The sequence below is a fragment of the Glutamicibacter sp. GQ173 genome, assembly GCF_059759215.1.
Genome location: NZ_JCAXDT010000005.1, coordinates 201,364 through 217,655, shown reverse-complemented (window position 1 = coordinate 217,655; position 16,292 = coordinate 201,364). Strand labels below are relative to the sequence as shown.

The 16,292-nt window shown below is 59.4% G+C and carries 13 protein-coding genes; 8 read left to right on the top strand and 5 right to left on the bottom strand.

Annotated features, from left to right (window positions below; all coding sequences use genetic code 11):
• The first annotated feature begins 80 nt into the window (after nt 1–80).
• From AC6CHO_RS10180 to AC6CHO_RS10170, 3 genes are all read left to right on the top strand, one after another.
• On the top strand, nt 81–1,067 hold the full coding sequence (locus tag AC6CHO_RS10180) for a DUF1700 domain-containing protein (RefSeq protein ID WP_498214902.1): 987 nt from the start codon (nt 81–83) through the stop codon (nt 1,065–1,067).
• Between the two features lie 54 nt (nt 1,068–1,121).
• Nucleotides 1,122–1,877: a TetR/AcrR family transcriptional regulator gene (locus AC6CHO_RS10175; protein ID WP_498214901.1), complete on the top strand. Its 756-nt coding sequence runs from the start codon at nt 1,122–1,124 to the stop codon at nt 1,875–1,877.
• 97 nt (nt 1,878–1,974) lie between these two features.
• The gene (locus AC6CHO_RS10170; protein WP_498214900.1) at nt 1,975–3,531 is read left to right on the top strand and encodes an MFS transporter; all 1,557 of its coding nucleotides are present in this window, start codon (nt 1,975–1,977) and stop codon (nt 3,529–3,531) included.
• A 235-nt stretch (nt 3,532–3,766) separates the two neighbouring features.
• Here AC6CHO_RS10170 and AC6CHO_RS10165 read toward each other — a convergent pair whose 3' ends face one another.
• Nucleotides 3,767–4,867 carry a fatty acid desaturase family protein gene (locus AC6CHO_RS10165; RefSeq protein WP_498214899.1) on the bottom strand — a complete coding sequence of 367 codons (1,101 nt, stop codon included), beginning with the start codon at nt 4,865–4,867 and terminating at the stop codon, nt 3,767–3,769.
• 128 nt (nt 4,868–4,995) lie between these two features.
• Nucleotides 4,996–6,636 carry an ABC-F family ATP-binding cassette domain-containing protein gene (locus tag AC6CHO_RS10160; protein WP_498214898.1) on the bottom strand — a complete coding sequence of 547 codons (1,641 nt, stop codon included), beginning with the start codon at nt 6,634–6,636 and terminating at the stop codon, nt 4,996–4,998.
• 227 nt (nt 6,637–6,863) lie between these two features.
• On the opposite strand from AC6CHO_RS10160, the gene AC6CHO_RS10155 reads away from it, so the two are divergent.
• The 3 genes from AC6CHO_RS10155 to AC6CHO_RS10145 are packed head-to-tail and all read left to right on the top strand — an operon-like array spanning nt 6,864 to nt 10,418.
• The gene (locus AC6CHO_RS10155) at nt 6,864–8,099 is read left to right on the top strand and encodes a CaiB/BaiF CoA transferase family protein (protein WP_498214897.1); all 1,236 of its coding nucleotides are present in this window, start codon (nt 6,864–6,866) and stop codon (nt 8,097–8,099) included.
• The gene (locus AC6CHO_RS10150) at nt 8,099–8,977 is read left to right on the top strand and encodes a hydroxymethylglutaryl-CoA lyase (protein ID WP_498214896.1); all 879 of its coding nucleotides are present in this window, start codon (nt 8,099–8,101) and stop codon (nt 8,975–8,977) included. The genes AC6CHO_RS10155 and AC6CHO_RS10150 overlap by 1 nt, the downstream gene beginning before the upstream one ends.
• Nucleotides 8,978–9,008: 31 nt before the next feature.
• Complete coding sequence (locus tag AC6CHO_RS10145) at nt 9,009–10,418, top strand: 2-hydroxycarboxylate transporter family protein (RefSeq protein ID WP_498214895.1); 1,410 nt, start codon at nt 9,009–9,011, stop codon at nt 10,416–10,418.
• Between the two features lie 117 nt (nt 10,419–10,535).
• Here AC6CHO_RS10145 and AC6CHO_RS10140 read toward each other — a convergent pair whose 3' ends face one another.
• Nucleotides 10,536–11,180, bottom strand: coding sequence for an IclR family transcriptional regulator (locus AC6CHO_RS10140; protein WP_498214894.1), 645 nt, complete (start codon nt 11,178–11,180; stop codon nt 10,536–10,538).
• A gap of 179 nt (nt 11,181–11,359) precedes the next feature.
• On the opposite strand from AC6CHO_RS10140, the gene AC6CHO_RS10135 reads away from it, so the two are divergent.
• Both AC6CHO_RS10135 and AC6CHO_RS10130 read left to right on the top strand, forming a co-directional pair.
• Nucleotides 11,360–12,460 carry an isocitrate/isopropylmalate dehydrogenase family protein gene (locus AC6CHO_RS10135; RefSeq protein WP_498214893.1) on the top strand — a complete coding sequence of 367 codons (1,101 nt, stop codon included), beginning with the start codon at nt 11,360–11,362 and terminating at the stop codon, nt 12,458–12,460.
• Nucleotides 12,461–12,471: 11 nt separating this feature from the next.
• The gene (locus AC6CHO_RS10130) at nt 12,472–13,464 is read left to right on the top strand and encodes an NAD(P)-dependent oxidoreductase (RefSeq protein ID WP_498214892.1); all 993 of its coding nucleotides are present in this window, start codon (nt 12,472–12,474) and stop codon (nt 13,462–13,464) included.
• A 74-nt stretch (nt 13,465–13,538) separates the two neighbouring features.
• On the opposite strand, the gene AC6CHO_RS10125 is transcribed toward AC6CHO_RS10130, so the two are convergent.
• A complete protein-coding gene (locus AC6CHO_RS10125; protein ID WP_498214891.1) occupies nt 13,539–15,047 on the bottom strand; it encodes a carboxyl transferase domain-containing protein in 1,509 nt (502 codons plus the stop codon).
• Nucleotides 15,044–16,273: a CaiB/BaiF CoA transferase family protein gene (locus tag AC6CHO_RS10120; protein WP_498214890.1), complete on the bottom strand. Its 1,230-nt coding sequence runs from the start codon at nt 16,271–16,273 to the stop codon at nt 15,044–15,046. Before AC6CHO_RS10120 ends, AC6CHO_RS10125 begins: the two co-directional genes overlap by 4 nt.
• Nucleotides 16,274–16,292 lie beyond the last annotated feature (19 nt).

The following is a 16,292-nucleotide window of genomic DNA, read 5'->3' as shown; positions in this document are numbered from 1 at the left end:
GCGCAGCACAGCGGGGCACCTCACGACGGTGCACCGCAGTGCTGCGCCCTTTGCCAGCTAAGAACACGTAAAGTAAAGGCATGAAGTCTTACCTGCCGCGGGCTGCCCGTAATTATTTGGAGCAGCTGCGCCGAGCCTTGGATTTCCTCTCGGAACAGGAACGAAAGCAAGTCCTCGAACAGACAAGGGAAGAAATCCACCGCCTGCCGGACAGGGGACGCCGCAAGCGCGAACTCATCAGCATGCTGGGCGAGCCAGCAGCCAGGGCACGCAAATTTGAACGCACAGAGCCTGAAGATCTGGAAGTTCGAAGCGGCAAGCACTTCCTGACCAGGATCCTGGCATGGCCCATTTTTGCACTAGCGCTGTTGACGGTCATCGTGGTTCTTTTTGCGCCCCCGCAGCAAGCGCTCATTGGAACCCAGGGCCTGGACCAGTTCTTGTCACCGGGCCAAGGCTGGCTTGCGGATCTCGAAGAAGCCATAGGTAGCCAGCTGATCTGGCTTGCCTTCATCCCGGTGGTCTTCAGCTTGCTGCCGTTGTGGCTCAGCGGCGCGCCAGGACAGATCCTCCAAATCCTTGGCGCCGTTGCCATGAGCGCGGTGTGCCTCGGGGGTGGAATCCTGCCGATGTACTTCATCCCGGTCACACTGCTGTTGTGGGCCCAGGTTTTCACGCCGATGCTGATGATACGCGGTTCGATGGCCCGTCCGGGACCCGGCTGGCTGGTGGTCGCGGCGGTCTTGCTCGTTGCCTGCGTCGGCTTGGCCACGTACCAGGGGATGGCAAGCTTTGCCGGTCCGCAGTGGCTGGTGCTGGCGCCTGCCGCTGTGCTGGTGGTACTTGCTGGTTTGCTCCCTACCCGGTGGAAAGCAGCGCATATTGCCCTGGTTGCCGCAGGGCTGCTGGTGATGGCGGCAGGATTTATCGCGGCGCTGCCAGGAACATACAACGCCGTGCTGCTGTGGCCGTGGCTGGCTGGCGGATTATCCTTCGCGCTCGCCCATTTGGCTGTTGCCGCGGGCATGTGGCATGAGCGTGCGCGGAAGCTTCTCGCCTTGTTCTAACTGGATTACGCGAACAAGGGTGAATTACTCGGCTCTTGCGTATATTCTCGTGACATGGCCGATAATAAGGAAATTTCCCCCGCGCCATCCGCGAAGCGCGGACGCGGGCGCCCACGCAAGGACTCGGAATTCATCAGCCTGAGCAAAGAGCTGCTCGGGCAAAAAGCCTTGGAGATTGTCGGTTCCGAGGGCTATGGCGCCCTGACCATGCACCGGTTGGCCATGGAATTCGGGGTAACCCCGCGCGCCCTGTACAACTACGTGTCAGACCGCGAAGAAGTTATCGGCCTTGCCCTGCAGCAGTTCCTGGCCATCAGCCCGACGCTCGAACTCGACTGCACCCACTGGAAGGACGGGGTGCGGGACGCCTATCTTGCCACTAGATCGGCCTACCGCGCATATCCGCGGGCTTCGCAGCTGAGCATGGACGAGAAAACACACGTAATCCCGGGTCCACGACGGACCGAGCTGGTTGAACGCGTGTTGAAGTTCTACGTCGAAATGGGGCTGACGCTGAAGCAGGCAACGGGAATGGTCCGCGCGCTGGAACGGGACGTCCTTGGATTCGTGTTGCATATTGATTATTTCTACGATCGGCGCCAGCCGGATTGTCCCGACTTTTTCAGCCATCCGGTACCCAGGCAATGGCTTGATTTGTATCCGGAAGTCACTGCACCCTACGCGCAACAGGCTCTTGAACTTCCGGAACAAAATAGCGACGAGCTGTTCGAGGAGGTCATCGAGCTGCGGGTGCTCGCGATGGAGCGGCTGCTGCAGCTCAATAGCCAAAACCAGGACGGCCAAGACTGAAAAGTACCCCGTCAGGGAATAATTCGCGACGGGACCGCGCTGAATCGGACAGTGCCACAACTGACCTGCGGCCGAAACTATGCGGAGAGATGCCCCCATGCCAGTAAGCAAGTCCGAAGCAGCAAAAGAGCCTAGCGAGTTATCTGCAGGTGCCCGCTGGCGACTGCTCGGCGTCTTGCTGGCCGCCATGTTCATGTCGCTGGTTTCGGTCAGCATCGTGAATGTGGTGCTGCCCTCCATTGGCTCAACGCTGCATGCGAGCGAAGCCGACATGCAATGGGTCTTGGCTGGCTATGCGCTGACCTTTGGCGTGGTCCTTGTAGCTGCAGGGCGTGCCGGAGACTTGCTGGGCCGCGGAGTCATGTTCGTCGCAGGCGTAGCCATATTCACGGTGGCCAGCATCCTGGCCGGCCTGGCAGCGGACCCGATGCTGCTGAACGTCGCGCGCTTCATCATGGGCATCGGCTCCGGTTTCCTCAACCCCCAGGTCATGGGAATGATTCAGCAGCACTTCCGTGGCGCGGCTCGTGGCCGTGCCTATGGGCTGCTGGGCACCGTGGTCGGCTTCTCGGTTGCTGTGGGCCCGGTGCTGGGCGGGTTGCTGATCAATTGGCTTGGCGCCGATGCAGGCTGGCGTTCAACATTCCTGATCAACGTGCCCGTTGGCATTTTGGCTATCGTCCTGGCCGTGCTCTGGCTTCCAAAGCCCCTATTCACTAAGCCTGCAGGCAAGCTGGATCTGGACCCGGTCGGAGGAATTGTTCTGGCCCTGAGCATTTTTGCCTTGCTGCTTCCCTTCGTCCAAGGCCGCGATAACCCGGCGCTATGGTGGCTTTTGGCAGCGGCGCTGATCCTGCTGGCGGTGTGGATCTGGTGGGAGAAGCGGTACAAGGAACGCGGCAGGGAGCCGATGGTTGAATTGGCGCTCTTCAGGATTCGCAGCTTCACCAACGGCACGCTGATCGCTGGCCTGTACTTCATGGGCGTCTCCAGCGTATGGGTGCTCGTGGCCATCTACGTTCAGGAATCCCAAGGCTTCAGCGCCCTCGAAGCGGGCTTGATTTGCCTCCCGGCAGCGCTGCTCTCGGCTTTCAGCTCGCATATCGCAGGCCGCTACGCCACGACCTTGGGACGCAACCTGGTCATTGGCGGCACGCTCAGCGCGTTGTTCGGGCTGCTGGCCACCATAGCTGTCGTGTACTTTGAAGACCGGCTCAATCTTAACGTTTGGTGGATGCTGCTTTCCTTGGCCTTTATCGGCATTGCCCAGGGCTTCATCATTTCCCCGAACCAGGCATTGACCCTGATGGAAGTGCCGGTAGCCAACTCCGGCAGCGCCGGGGGACTGATGCAGACCTCGCAGCGTGTCGGCACGGCAGTGGGCATTGCAGTGATCACGGCGGTGTTCTACGGGCTCAACCATGTGGCAGGGTATTCGGTGGCGATGCAGATTTCATTTGTCGCCATTGCGCTCCTGGTTGTGGCCACGCTGCTGGTGGCAGTGGCGGACATGCGCCACGGACATGCGAAGGTACCGGCCGCAACCCGTCAAGAGTATGTTCCTGTCGCCACCGGCGCGCAGCACACCGTCACTGGAGCGATCGACGTAGTAGGCCCCAAGGAACCAAGCCAGCCGGTGGATTCCCAGCCCTGAAGTCCTGGCGAGCAGCCAGCTGAAAAGCCAGCCGGCCCAGGGACCCGCCACGGCAAGAGCAGGTTGAGGACATGCGCGCTTGCCGCAACGGGCTCGTTTTGCGCGGGCGATGATACGGTGCCCGCGATGCTGGAGAAAGCCGGTTGGCCGCTTGTGGCTTAAGCGGAAAAGAGCTGGGAATCCTCGCCACGGGTGGCAAGAATTCCCAGCTCTTTCCGTCTGGTTCCTGTGCGGCCTATGAGCTGATGCGGTAACCGGAAATCATCGGGCAATCGAAGGGATCTCGCGCCGAGAGGCCGACCTTGTTCAGGTAGGTGATCACCTGGGCGTAGGATTCGCGAATGCTAGCCACGGTGTAGGGGATCTGGTGCTCTGCGCAGTACTGGCGAACAATGGCCGATACTGCTGCCAGATTGGCGCGCGGCATCGACGGGAACAGGTGGTGCTCAACCTGGTAGTTCAGGCCGCCGAACAGGTGCGAGAGCACCCGGTTGCCCCATGAAGAGCGTGCCATGATATTGCGGCTGGTGAGGACCTGGCGGGAGAAGAAGTCGATGCGTGCATCGCCCGGAACCATCGGCATGCCCTTGTGATTCGGCGCGAACGAGGCGCCCATGTAAATGCCAAAGACTGCCAGTTGTACTCCGATGAAGGCAAAGGCCATTCCGGTCGGCAGGAAAACGAATATCAGCGCAACATAGAGTCCCACACGCAGGGCGATGGCCAGCATTTCGCGCTTGCGTCGCTTGGTGCGGTTCGCGGTGAAGAGGTAGCGAATTGACTGGATATGAAGGTTCAATCCCTCCAGCGTCAGCAGCGGGAAGAAGAGGTAGCCCTGTCGCTCGGTGATCCATTTGAGCAATCCGCGCTGCCGCTGGGCATCAGCAGGCTGGAATGAGATGGTGTCCCATTCGATATCAGGATCCTTGCCAATGGTGTTGGGCGTGGCATGGTGCTTATTGTGCTTGTTCATCCACCACTGGTAGCTAATTCCAACCACGACATTGGCTAGGAAGCGGCCCAGCTTGTCATTGGTCTTGCCCGAGGACAGGATCTGCCGGTGGGCGGCTTCATGGGCCAGGAAGGCGAACTGGGTGAGCAGGATGCCCAAAGCCGCGGCAATGAGCAATTGGTACCAGCTGTGGCCCAGCAAGATCGAGCCGGCGACCGCTGAGCCCAGAAGGATGATCAGCACAGATCCCAGCCCCAGGTAATGTGCCCGTCGACGTCCGGAAAGCCCGGCTTCTTGAACGAGCTTCTTTACATGGAAAAAGCTTTGGGGATCCCCTGGCCTGGCTGAAGGTGCGGGGGGCTGAAGAACAGAACTGCTACTCAAGTCGTATCCTTGGCTGTTGTAGCGGGCGACATCTCAGTCGAAAGAACTGAAAGTCTCGGCTCCTATGCTTTAAGCGTACGGTACGCGACTGTGAACCAGCCTTAAAAATACACAGTTTTACCGGCGGATCAGTAGTGGACGGTGAGCTGCCCGTTGGAAATTTCCCAGCGGGTCGTCAAGCGGACATTCTGCAGCAGCCGGCGGTCGTGGGTCACCAGCAGCAGCGCGCCTTCGTAGGCTTCCAGCGCCTCTTCCAGCTGCTCGATGGCCGGAACATCAAGGTGGTTGGTCGGTTCGTCGAGAACCAGCAGGTTCACACCGCGTGCCTGGAGCAAGGCCATGGACGCGCGGGTTCGTTCACCCGGCGACAGGGAATCGACCAGTGCGTTGGATTGGTCGGCTTTCAGCCCGAACTTCGCCAACAGGGTGCGCACTTCGGCCGAGGAATATTCAGGCACGGCATTCTCGAAAGCCTGGCCCAGGGGAACGTCGCCGGGAAGCTGGGTGCGAGCCTGGTCGATTTCCCCGATGCTCACCGAGCTTCCCCGGGAGGCCGTGCCCTGATCGGGGAACTGCTTGCCGAGCAGGAGTTTGAGCAGCGTGGATTTTCCGGCGCCGTTAGGGCCGGTGATGCCGATCCGGTCAGTTGCATTAACCTGTACGGACACCGGGCCAAAGGTGAATTCTCCTTGTTGCAGCCTCGCCTCGTTCAAGGTGCACATCACCGATGAGCCGCGCGGCGCGGCGGCGATGGAAAACTGCAGGACCCATTCCTTGCGCGGCTCGGCCACTTCCTCTAGGCGCGCGATGCGGGATTCCATCTGCCGGACCTTGGCGGCCTGTTTTTCGGAGGACTCGCTGTTGGCTCGACGGCGGATCTTGTCATTGTCCGGTGACTTGCGCATCGCGTTGCGCACGCCTTGGGACGACCATTCGCGCTGGGTGCGGGCACGGGAGACCAGATCTGCCTTCTGATTTTCAAACTGCTCGTAGGCTTCCCGGGCATGGGTGCGGTTGACGGCCCGCTCTGCCAGGTATGCGTCATAGCCGCCCTCGTAGACGGCGACGCTATTCTGGGCCAGATCGAGTTCGATGATCCCGGTGGTGCAGCGGGCCAGAAACTCGCGGTCATGGGATACCAGGATGACCGGGGCGCGCAAGGCATTGATGAACTCTTCGAGCAGTTCCAGTCCTGCAAGATCAAGGTCATTGGTTGGCTCATCGAGCAGCACGATGTCGAAGCGCGAGAGCAGCAGCGCCGCCAAGGCGACGCGGGCGACTTGTCCACCCGACAGGGCGGTCATTTCTGTTTCGACCGGCAAGGTGAAGCCCAATTTCGCGAGGACTTCAGGGATTCGATCGTCCAGGTCCATGGCACCTGAGGCCATCCAGTGATCAAATGCCGTTGAATAAGCGTCGTCGGCCCCCGGCTTCTCGCTGCCCAGATCCTGGGCGGTTTCTTCCATCCGGGCCGTGGCCTGCGCGCATCCGGTGCGGCGAGCCAAGTAGGCTGCGATCGTTTCTCCGGGGATGCGTTCATGCTCCTGCGGCAACCAGCCAATGAAGGCCGAGTCCGGGGCGGTATCCACCGCACCGGACTGCGCGGTGGCGGCCTTGGCAAGCAGCGACAGCAACGTGGATTTTCCTGCGCCGTTGGCTCCCACCACACCGTAAACATCTGAAGTTGTCGCGGTGAAGCTCAAGTTGGAAAACAGGGTTCGGTGGGCGTGGCCACCGGTGAGGTCTTTGGCCACGAGCGTTGCAGTCATGGGGTTAAGTCTAGTGCGCCAGCACGGGGCGATGCGCACGGTTGGGCGCGAGAGTGAAAGGCGCCTGCCGATGGACGCTGGGGTGCAGCGAAGCGAGCTGATTGAAGATTTTCCGCAGATCTCTTGATGTGCCCCACGTCACTTGCTACAGTCTTACCGTCAAAAGGGAAGGTAATCCCATTGGGTGGGATATTGGATTCAAGGGTAGATGAAAACGGGAGCGTTTCATGACGAATCGGCTGAACGAAGACAAGCAGGACCTGCCACTAGCGGGCATCCGTGTGTTGGAGCTGGGGAACTTCATTGCCGCACCTTTCGCTGGCATGGTTTTCGGCGATTTTGGTGCTGAGGTGATCAAGATTGAACGTCCCGATGGAGGCGATGAACTTCGGGATTGGCGCAAGGCCCGCGGGAAGACGTCCATGCTGTTTCGGACCATCGGGCGCAATAAGAAATCCGTGGAACTGGACCTGAGAAGCGATTTTGGTGTTCAGGCCATCAAGAAGATTATCGAGAAGACTGACGTGATCATCGAGAACTTCCGTCCTGGGACACTGGAAAAATGGGGTATTGGCCCGGAAGTGCTCACCGCGATCAATCCGGACCTGGTCATCGTTCGAATATCCGGTTATGGGCAAACGGGTCCCTACAAGGACCGGGCCGGGTTCGGCAGCTCGGCAGAATCATTTGCCGGCCTGCGCTATGTGACCGGTGAACCCGACCGGCCGGCTGGTCGCTCCGCGGCCTCCCTGGGCGACACCGTTGCTGGCCTCTATGGGGTTATTGGCGCGCTGATGCTGATGTTCAACAAGGCCAAGGTCGGCGCCAAGAGCGGCAGCAATATTGTCGATGTGGCGCTCTACGAGGGTGTCTTTTCCCTGCTGGAATCCTTGGTTCCCGATTACGATGCCTACGGATTGATCCGCCAACGCACCGGTGGGAGACTGCCCGGGGTTGTGCCCACCGGTTCCTATACCTGTGGCGATGGGCTGGAAGTGGTGATCGGCGGCAATTCGAATTCGGTTTTCGTCCGCCTGATGCATGCAATCGAGCGGCGGGATCTGGCGGAGGACCAGACGCTGCTGGCCACCGAGGCGCGACGGCTTCGTGAAGATGAACTCAACAGAGCAATTGAAGCATTCACCAAATCCCAGCCGCTGGAACAGGTGCTCACTGCCCTGGACGCGGCGGGCGTTCCCGCGGCCCCGGTCTTTGACGCACCTGCCATCGCCAAGGACGAGCACTACCTTGCCCGCGACATGATTCAAACCCACGAAGTCGTTGTTGACGGAGCGCCGGAACTCGTTCGGTTCCCCGGGGTTGTCCCCAAGATTCCGGGCCATCAAGGAAAGGTGCGTTGGCTTGGGCCAGATCTGGGGGCGCACACCGAGCAGGTGCTTCGAGATCTAGCCGGTTTCGACGCGGAACAGATCGCAGCAACCAGCATGAAGTTGGCCCGCTGATGCAGATCGAAATCACCGATGTCTTTCTTCGCGACGGTTTGCAAGATGAACCTGTCATCGTTGAAACCCGGCACAAACTGGAAATTGCCGCGGCCCTCGGTGTGGCCGGAGTGCGCCGGATGGAGGTTGCCTCCTTCGTGAACCCTGTTCGTGTACCGCAGATGGCCGACGCTGCCGAGGTTATTCAACGGCTGCCACAGGATCAGGCAATCCGCTATACGGCGCTGGCCCTGAATGGCAGGGGAATTGCCCGTGCTGCCACGGCCGGTGCAGCCGAAATCCAGGTGGTCGCCTCGGCCAGCCAAACGCACAGCAGCGCAAATGCCGGAGCGAGTATTGACCAGGCGCTGGATTCGTTGGCTGTTGATGTTGCCCGGCATCCGCAGCTCAGCTTTTTTGCCGGGATATCCACGGCGTTCACCTGTCCCTTTGAAGGGGAGATTGAACCAGTTCGATTGCTGAGGATCGTTCGGGCATTCAAGCGCATGGGCATCAAGGACATCGGCCTGGCCGATACCTTGGGAACTACTGCGCCACAAAAATTGATGGACAGCGTGAAATTCGTCCAGGACGCTGAGCCAGAGCTCACTTATTACCTGCATTTGCACAATGCGCATGGCCAAGCCCTGGAAACGGTCAATCTGGCCATTGGCGCGGGCATCACCCACTTTGATGCTGCCCTGGGCGGATTCGGCGGCTGCCCGTTTGCACCAGGAGCTGCCGGAAACCTGTCCACTTCGGAGCTTGTCCATTTTGTTCATGCTCAAGGACATGAGACAGGAATTGACGAAAAATTGCTGAGCAATGCCGCAGACCAGGCACGCTCCATTCTCCGCTCCGGCCAGCCCATTAGGACCGAAAAACTTTCAGCCAACTAGGCAATGACGCCTCGACCATTGAGAGAATAAGATGTCAAAGATTGAACAAGAAGCCCAGCTTCCTCGAAACGCTGGACATGAAGACAACGAAGTCTTGGAAAAACTCATTCGCAAAGCACAAGTGCCCAGAGGCACCCACCACTGGAATTCGAAGCATCGGGAAATCGCCGGAATGCCGATCTGGCTCTATGTGCTCTTGGTTGCCGTCGTGCTTATTGCGGCGCTCACCGGCAGGCTTCCCGGAGGGATGCTGCCAGGTTTCGCCGTATCGATGCTGCTCGGTGGCCTGCTGATTTGGTTCGGAAACCTGTTCCCGCTGGTTCGCGACTTCGGTCTGCCCACGATTTTGTGCACCTTCGTGCCAGCTACGCTAATTTTCTTCGGAGTCATGCCTGAGCCCATCAAGCTAGTTGTTACCGACTTTGTCACTACACATGGATTCTTGGATTTCTTTGTCGCCTCGGTCATCGCCGGATCGATTCTCGGTGCCCCTCGCGCCCTGCTGGTCAAGGCAGGCCCGCGATTCCTGATTCCGATGCTGGCTTGTGTCCTGCTTTCCTTCACCCTGACCGGGGTGATCGGAGCGGCAACCGGGTTTGGATTCTGGACAGCAGTGCTCACCGTTGCAGCACCGATCATGGCTGGTGGACTGGGACTCGGCGCCGTGCCGATGAGCGAGATGTTCGGTGCGCGCACCGGAGAAGACTCATCTGCATTCATGGGGGATCTGATGTCGGCGGTAGTTGTGGCCAACGTTTTCTGCATCCTGTTTGCGGGTATTCTCAATGGCGTTGGCAAACGTAAGCAGCTGTTTGTCGGATTCAGCGGCAACGGCGAATTAATGAGAGTTAAGAGTTCCCGCCAGGACCTGGCCAGCCCGCCGAAGCGCACCGTTGCCAGCTTTCTGACGCTGGGCAAGGGACTGGCCCTTACTGCGGTGCTCTTTGTGCTGGGAGAACTGCTAGGCGGATTCTTTGAATTCCTCCACCCCTACGCGTGGATGATCATCGCTGTTGCGTTCTTGAAAATCTTTGGGCTCCTGCCCAAGGACCTGGAGGAGTCGACGACCGACTGGGGCGAAATGGTGACCGCGGTAATGGTGCCGGCGCTATTGGTAGGAGTGAGCATTTCCTATATCAACATCAGCGAAGTACTGACTTCGCTGATCAATCCAATGTTCATTGTCCTGGTGATTTGCACGGTGTTGATCGCTTCCTTGAGCTCTGGTTTTGTCGGCTGGTTATTGAAGTTCAATTTTGTCGAAGCCGCGATTACCCCTGGATTAGTCATGGCTGACACCGGAGGATCTGGCGACGTGTCCGTGCTTAGCGCAGCCGAACGCATGCACCTGATGCCATTCGCCGCATTGACCAACCGAATCGGCGGGGCCTTGGTGCTCTTCCTGACGACACTGCTCGTTCCGTTCCTGCCCATTGGCTAGCTAAGAAGATTGGCGACTGAACCTGATTGAGCCACCTTCCGTGGGTGGCTCAATCTATTTCAATGGCGGCTGTTGCTACTGGGACTTCTGTCGCGTCGAACCAGGCCTGTCGCGCGATCACCGCTGGTTATTGAATGCCTCCGATATCTTCGCGGCGGTGCGGGACAAGGTATCGCCGTGGTCTTCGCCAGGAGAAACCTTGCAACGCGATAACGGCATGGCCAGGCAAATGGAGGCGATGGCGTGATTCTTTTGCATAATTGGTGCGCTGACGGAGCCAAGCCCCGGAGTACGAAGTCCAACTGATTCGACCCAACCGCGAGCCTCAACTGATGCGATCGCATCGGAGTCGAAGGAGAGGAGTCGCCCGCTGGAACCGTGTGGCAACGCCAAGCTCGCTCCGACGGGCAAAGTGGCTTTGAGCTCCTGACGGGAGTCAACCGAGGCAATGCACACGCGAGTGTCACCACGTCGAATCCACAGTTGAGCTGTCTCTCCGGTCATATCGCGCAGTTCCGTGAGGTGGCTCAGGCCGATGATCTCCAGCCGGCTTCTTATGAAGCGGCGACCGAGGCTGAATTGTCCGGAGGACTCGCGCCGCAAGAACTCGAAGTCCGTCAGCGACAGGGCCAGCCGATGAGCGGTTGACGTAGACAGTCCGGTGATTCGGGCCAGCTCGCTGGCCGTGGCTTCACCGAATTCCAGTGCATCGAGGATCAAGCTGATGCGTTCGAGCTGGCGATTCGCGGTACTCTCGGACAATTTCTGGCCTCTTGAACTAGTGGGACGAGTTAATTCCTACTGTATGGGAATTGTTTACCAAATTCTAATGCCAAAATCGCGACAAGGTGTAGGAATCCATCTCAGCTACTGATATCGTATTCCCACTAAATAGCAATGAAATCCCATTCTATGGGAATAGTTGAAAAGGAAGGTATGCAATGGCGCACTACGAAATTTCCGTGATCCCGGGTGACGGCATCGGTCCTGAAGTTGTTGACGCTGCTAGGTCAGTGCTCGACCAAGGAGCGGACGCTTTTGGGTACACCCTGAACTACACCGACTACGATTTCTCTGCGGATCTCTATCGTCGAACTGGACGCAAGATCACTGAGAAGGACATGGACGAAATCGGCAAAACCGACGCAGTGCTTTTCGGAGCCATGGGGCTCCCCGATGTTCGAGGCCCAGAGGGACTAGAACTCGGTGCTCAGGTGGAGATGCGAGCGCACTACAAGCTCTTCGCCAGCCTTCGCCCGGCTCGTTTATTCGCTGGCGTCAATTCAGCAGTCAAGGCCAAGAATGTTGACATGCTGGTGATTCGCGAAACTTCGGAGGGCATGTTTGCTGGCCTGCATGACAAACATGCACCGAGCAACGAAGAGGCAACAGACCGCATGACGATCACGCGGGCGACCAGTGAGAAGCTCTTCGACATGGCTTTCGAACAAGCACGAGCCCGCAAGAATCGCGGTACCCCGGGATGTGTGACGCTCTTGCATAAGTCGAACGCGCTGCGAAGCAACGTGCTGATGGAAAAAGTCTTCGACGAGGTCGCAGCCAGAAATTCCGACGTGGAGAGCAACAAGTTCTATATCGATGCCGGCGCAATGTACATGGTGACCGACCCAGAGCGTTTCGACGTAATTGTCAGTGAAAACATTTTTGGCGACGTCACCTCGGAAATCGCGGCAGGCTTGGTCGGCGGCTTGGGCGTCGCTCCATCGGCTGACGTCAGCGAACAGCATGGGGTCTTCCAGCCCTCACATGGGAGCGCGCCAGATATTGCAGGTACTGGCGTCGCCAACCCCATCGCCATGATTCTTTCTGCGGCCATGATGCTTGATTGGCTGGGACAGAAAAACAATGATGCACAGCTAATCGCGGCGGCACGCGGAATCAATGAAGCGGTAGAGCACGTATTGGCCAACGGTCCGCAGCCCAAAGACCTCGGAGGAGAGGCAAGCACCGAAGACGTCACCGAAGCAGTGCTCAATGCCCTGCATTCCATCGCTCAAGTGCCCGCAGCGGCCAAGGCCTAGGAGATCCAGAGATGACTTATAAAGTTCTCTTCATCAACCCGCTTGCTGACTATGTCGAGGGAATGCACGCAGCCACACCCGAGGGCTTCAGCCTCACGGTGATGGCACCCGACACCAGCGTCAACGAACTGTGCTTGGAAGCTGATAACGCGGACTTCATCATTTCCGGAATTGAAGTTCCCGAGCAAGTTTTCCGAGCCGCCCGACAAGCCAAGTTTATTCAATACATGAGTTCTGGCTATGGCCAGCTGCCTCTGGAGGTGCTCAACGACTTGGCAATTCCAGTGGCCCAGATGAAGACCCACTCCATTTCCGTCGCAGAGCATGCTCTCACGCTCATCTTGTCGCTGCTTCGCAGAATTCCCGTATCCTCGCAGCTCTTGCGTGAGGGCAAATGGCGCCAGGACCTGCAGGAGGCCTCCTACGCTGAGCTGTACAACAAAACTGTCGGCATTGTCGGACTGGGAAACATCGGCCGATGGATCGGCAAAGTTGTGCACCACGGCTTTGGGGCCAACGTCATCTATTACGACAATGCGGAAATACCGCTGACTGTCGCGGAGCTCATTTCGGCGAAGCAGGTTTCGCTCGAGACGCTGATGCGCGAATCAGATGTTGTCAGTGTGAGTCTTCCGTTGAACGACGGAACGTCCAAGCTGATCTGTGAAAAAGAACTTGCCCTCATGAAGGAAAGCGCGGTGCTGGTCAACGTGGGGCGCGGCGAAGTCATTGACGAAGAAGCCTTGCTGAAGGCTCTGCAGGAGATGAAAATTGCCGGGGCCGGGTTGGATGTCTTCGACCGCGAACCGCTGAATCTGGACAGTGGACTGCTCAGCTTGCCGCAGGTGATTTGCACCCCGCACATGGCTGGCGTTGGCTGGGAAAACGTTCAGCGCCGCATTGCCACGGCATGGGAGAACATCGACGCGGTGATGCGTGGTGAAGCGCCTCGTGGAGTTGTTACCGATATCAAGCGAGCCCCATCCATCCAGGCCACCAGCTAGCAACAATTCAACGGCGCAAACGATTCAGAAGTTCGAACCTCACGGGGTTCGAACCTCTGAATCACTGGAACCCCCTAGTCGGCGGCTTCGCCGAGGTTCTGGAACTTCAGCTGTCGTCGAGCGAGCCGATGAGCATCAGGGATGGCCCGGGCTAGCGAGATTTCTGCGGCGATCGCTGCGCCCAGTTCCTGGCAGAACTCTCGCGGGCGGCTGGCAGCATCGTTCTGTTCCTCCACCACATGGTCAACGAGCCCGAAACTGCACAGGTCCGGAACACCGATCTTTTGCTGCCTGGCCATTTCCGCGGCGCGGTCTGTCGTGCGGTGGATTATGGCGCTGGCGCCTTCCGGCGGCAGCGGAGATAGCCAGGAATTTTCGGCCGCCAGCGTCCGATCCGCAGGAAGCAGTGCCAACGCGGCGCCTCCTGTGCCCTGTCCCAGCAGCACAGAGACGGAAGGGGAGCTCAGGCCAATCAGTTCACTGAGCGAGCGCGCGATTTCCCCCGCCAATCCGCCTTCTTCAGACTGCACGGAGAGTTCGGCGCCGGTGGTGTCGATGATGGTCACCAAGGGAAGCTTGAGCTCTTGGGCTAATTGCATGCCACGGCGGGCTTCGCGCAATGATGCCGGCCCCAGGCTGGCCGTCTCCGGATGCCGTGGCCGTTGCTGCCCGAGGACCACGCAGGGTTGATCGCCAAATCGTGCCAAGGCCAGGATCAACCCCGGATCCTTTTCGCCTTGGCCGGTGCCGTTCAGGGGCATTGCCTCATTGGCCGAGGCCAGCAGCATGCGGGTATCGGGACGGCGCGGGTTGCGGCTTAGCTGCACCGAAGCCCACACGTCCTTGGCCTCGCGCACATAGGGCCGGCCGGCCGGAGCCGGGAATCGGCCACCGGTTGATGCTGGCTGCAAGACGGACAGGGCACGAGCGATCAGGTTCGGCAGTTCTTGGGGCGGGACCACCGCGTCAATCAGCCCCTTGCGGAAAAGATTCTCTGAAATCTGCACCCCGTCCGGGAACTTTTGGCCATATAGAGCTTCATAGACGCGCGGGCCCAAGAAGCCCAGCAGCGCGCCGGGCTCGGCCACGGTGATATGGCCCAATGATCCCCAAGAAGCCATGACCCCACCGGTAGTCGGGTGGCGCAGGTAGACCAGGTAGGGAAGTCCCGCCTCCTTATGCCGGCGCACCGCATCGGTGATGGGCACCATGCCCAAAAACGCGAGAGTGCCCTCTTGCATGCGGGTGCCGCCAGACGCAGGACCTGCCAGCAGCGGCAGCTTTTCGGCAGTGGCGCGCTGAATCGCCGCCACAATGCGTTGTGCCGCTGCCTGTCCAATGGAACCAGCCAGGAAATTGAACTCCGAAACGATGACCGCGACCTCGCGCCCGTGGATCCGGCCTTTGCCGGTGATGACTGCCTCGTCGGTGCCGCTCTTGGCAGCGGCCGCTTCCAGGTCTGCGGCGTACTGGGCGCTGAGCTTGGGCTGCCGCGGGGCCTGGTCCCAGGACTCGTAGGAGTCCTGGTCCAAAACAGTATCCAGGAGTGTGGCCGCGTTAATGCGCAAGGTTCTGGTGCTCATGGGGTTTCGTCCTTTCGGGAAGCCAGCCACTGTTCGATTTCCTGGGCGTTGGCGTTGAGCACCGGCGGGGCACTGTGCGCCGTGCGCGTGGTTTCGTTGTTGGTGGCTGGATCGAAGAAGCGCAGCGGTGGGCCGGGCAGATTGATTTTGCCCAGTACCTCATGTTCCACCTCGACGATGAGTCCTTGGGATTTCACCTGGTCCCATTCATAGACTTCTTCAATGGTGCGGACCTTGCCCGAGGGGATCCCCGCTTCATCGAGGGTTCTGAGTAATTCTGCTGCGTCGTAGGTGGAGAATGCCTGTTCGATGAGCTCGTTGAGTGCCGGACGGTTCTCCACCCGGTCGGAATTGCTGGCAAAGCGCGGGTCATCTGCGGGCAGGCCAAAGGCGCTGGCAAAATTCTGCCAGAGCTTTTCACTGCCGATGCTGATCTGCACCTTGGAATCCTTGCAGCCGTATAGGCCGTAGGGGGCAATGGAAGGGTGGTGGTTGCCGATGGCCTTGGGGTTTTGCCCGGCCACGGTGGCGCGCGTTCCCTGGAAAGCGTGCACCCCAACGATCGATGCCAGCAGCGAGGTGCGCACGACCTGGCCGCGCCCGGTGCTCTCCCGCTCCAGCAGGGCTGCCAGTGCGCCATAGGCACCGTACATGCCGGAGAGCAGGTCTGCGATGGGCACTCCGACTTTCTGCGGATCCTCCGGGCCTGAACCAGTGATGGACATCAGGCCGGCTTCCCCCTGCAAGATCTGGTCGTAGCCGCTGCGATGGGCTTCGGGCCCGTCGTGCCCGAATCCGGTGATGGACAAGATGACCAGCCGGGGGTTGAGCTCGTGCAGAACCTGGACACTGAAGCCCAGCCGGTCCAGCACGCCGGTGCGGAAGTTCTCCATCAGGACGTCGCTGTTCTTGATGAGCTCCACCAGCTTCTCCTTGTGTTCCTGATCTTTCAGATTCAGCGACAGGGAGAGCTTATTGCGGTTGCAGGACAGGAAATAGGTGGCCTGGCGGTTGTCTTCCGGGCCGACAAAGGGCGGACCCCAGCCTCGGGTGTCATCTCCGGTGCCAACGGTTTCGATCTTGATGACCTTAGCCCCGAGATCGCCCATCATCATTCCGGCATGGGGGCCGGCCAATGCGCGGGTGAGGTCTAGTACCACGTAGCCGCTCAGCGGTCCGGTGGCGGCGCCGTGGATTGTCGTATCTTCGGCAGTCAGGGAACTCAATGGATCCTCCTCGAATTAT

Excerpts from the sequence above, each read along its gene's own strand:
- AC6CHO_RS10180 (WP_498214902.1), top strand. The coding sequence starts at position 81 with ATGAAGTCTTACCTGCCGCGGGCTGCCCGTAATTATTTGGAGCAGCTG.
- AC6CHO_RS10175 (WP_498214901.1), top strand. The coding sequence starts at position 1,122 with ATGGCCGATAATAAGGAAATTTCCCCCGCGCCATCCGCGAAGCGCGGA.
- AC6CHO_RS10170 (WP_498214900.1), top strand. The coding sequence starts at position 1,975 with ATGCCAGTAAGCAAGTCCGAAGCAGCAAAAGAGCCTAGCGAGTTATCT.
- AC6CHO_RS10160 (WP_498214898.1), bottom strand. The coding sequence starts at position 6,636 with ATGACTGCAACGCTCGTGGCCAAAGACCTCACCGGTGGCCACGCCCAC.
- AC6CHO_RS10155 (WP_498214897.1), top strand. The coding sequence starts at position 6,864 with ATGACGAATCGGCTGAACGAAGACAAGCAGGACCTGCCACTAGCGGGC.
- AC6CHO_RS10150 (WP_498214896.1), top strand. The coding sequence starts at position 8,099 with ATGCAGATCGAAATCACCGATGTCTTTCTTCGCGACGGTTTGCAAGAT.
- AC6CHO_RS10145 (WP_498214895.1), top strand. The coding sequence starts at position 9,009 with ATGTCAAAGATTGAACAAGAAGCCCAGCTTCCTCGAAACGCTGGACAT.
- AC6CHO_RS10135 (WP_498214893.1), top strand. The coding sequence starts at position 11,360 with ATGGCGCACTACGAAATTTCCGTGATCCCGGGTGACGGCATCGGTCCT.
- AC6CHO_RS10130 (WP_498214892.1), top strand. The coding sequence starts at position 12,472 with ATGACTTATAAAGTTCTCTTCATCAACCCGCTTGCTGACTATGTCGAG.
- AC6CHO_RS10125 (WP_498214891.1), bottom strand. The coding sequence starts at position 15,047 with ATGAGCACCAGAACCTTGCGCATTAACGCGGCCACACTCCTGGATACT.